This is a genomic window from Segatella hominis (assembly GCF_004535825.1).
Classification (GTDB): Bacteria; Bacteroidota; Bacteroidia; order Bacteroidales; family Bacteroidaceae; genus Prevotella; species Prevotella hominis.
This window is the reverse complement of sequence record NZ_SGVY01000125.1, coordinates 1-1,472: the sequence shown is the minus strand read 5'-3', so window position 1 is coordinate 1,472 and position 1,472 is coordinate 1. Positions and strand designations below refer to the sequence as shown.

The window sequence follows — 1,472 nt, the reverse complement described above, 5'->3', positions numbered from 1 at the left end:
GACCTTACCAAGAAAGAAGCAAGCAAAGATGAACAGCGAAGCAAACTCTTGTTTGATACCATTAATCAGGTGAAACAAGAGCAGAATGTCACATCAAAATTTGTACAGGACAAACTTAACGCAATGGACAACACACCTCAAAAGAAAGTCGTAACCCATCGCTTCGAGCCTACTTCAAAGTATGTTCTTCTTTTCATTGGAGGCTTGGCTCTGTCTTTGGTTATCTCAATTTGGGGCAACCTCACCCAATGGCAAGAGTACCAAGATTGGGAAGAGGCGGACTTGAAGTATAGGGCATTGAAGATGGTGCTTCCATCTGACGACCCGAATATTCACTACATCGAAAAGCATTTTTCTGTTTGCCGAGATGAGAAAGTTATAGATGATGTAAGAAATCGTGTTGCAGCCTACGAGGATTCTATTCGCCATCATCATGAAATGGTTGAAATGGCTACTTATAAAGATAGTATAGCCAATAAGCTTTTGCAAGAATCAAATCGCATAAAACGTGCTATGAAAAGCTCAAAATAAAGTTTCTGGAAACTAACTAAACTAAATGAGAGGGAAATAAACTTAATACATTCCCCTCTCATTTATTTAGTGTAATTTTGGAATATAATCTTTATCCCTTTATAATAAGGACATTGGGAGGATTGTCCGATTTTGAGGTAACGAATTGCCAACCGTTCTTGTTGCTGCATTCTGCTTTGATATGCTTTCTTGGCATCTCGTCTATGCTACAAAACGTTCTGAAATTTGCTGTGCTTTCACTAACGAGTGCGATTGTAACTGAATCAATATAGCAGAAATACGGTCTATTCTATTCATTTTGCATCTTTAATTTGAATATTTGAATCTTCAATAATAACAGCTTGTTTATTACTTATAGGAATAAGCTGCAACTTCTCATTATATAGTTGAACTATCTTTTCACCTTTTTTCTTGAATGGAAAATTTCCATAATGGGGAATCGTATAAAAATCGACCAAATCTAAAGAAGTACAGTCTTTCAATTCAGGAGCCTTTTCTATTGGATCAAAATTCACACTTCTCATATATTCTGCATCGGGAGAGGCTATTATTGCTCCGGCAGATTCCCCAATATACAGTTTACCCAATTTCACTTGTTTAGATATAATTTTATCAACACCTTTTCTTTTTAACTCTTGCAAAAGGAAAAATGTATTTCCACCTGTTATGTAGATATAATCGCATTTATGTAATATAGAAGATATTTCCTCTTTGGGCAGTTGGGTAATCTCGACTTCTTCAACAATCATTCCTGCTTCTTCTAAAGCCTTTTTCCCCTTTTTTACATAGAATCGTATTGGTTCTGTAAGGCTTGCAGTTGGTATAAAAGCTATAATTTTCCCTTGCAAATCTTCTTTGGCACAATCGACAAATAGATTAGCAACATCAGCAAATGATGAGCATAAAAATAATCTTTTCATATTCTATAATATTAAGTTTAA

2 protein-coding genes are annotated in these 1,472 nt (G+C 35.3%); one reads left to right on the top strand and one right to left on the bottom strand.

Annotation, left to right across the window (positions count from 1 at the left end):
- Positions 1–531 (top strand): hypothetical protein (locus EXN75_RS17380; protein ID WP_134844755.1); only part of this gene is annotated, 531 nt, incomplete at its 5' end.
- A gap of 293 nt (positions 532–824) precedes the next feature.
- Here EXN75_RS17380 and EXN75_RS17375 read toward each other — a convergent pair.
- Complete coding sequence (locus tag EXN75_RS17375; RefSeq protein ID WP_004315354.1) at positions 825–1,451, bottom strand: Type 1 glutamine amidotransferase-like domain-containing protein; 627 nt, start codon at positions 1,449–1,451, stop codon at positions 825–827.
- Positions 1,452–1,472 lie beyond the last annotated feature (21 nt).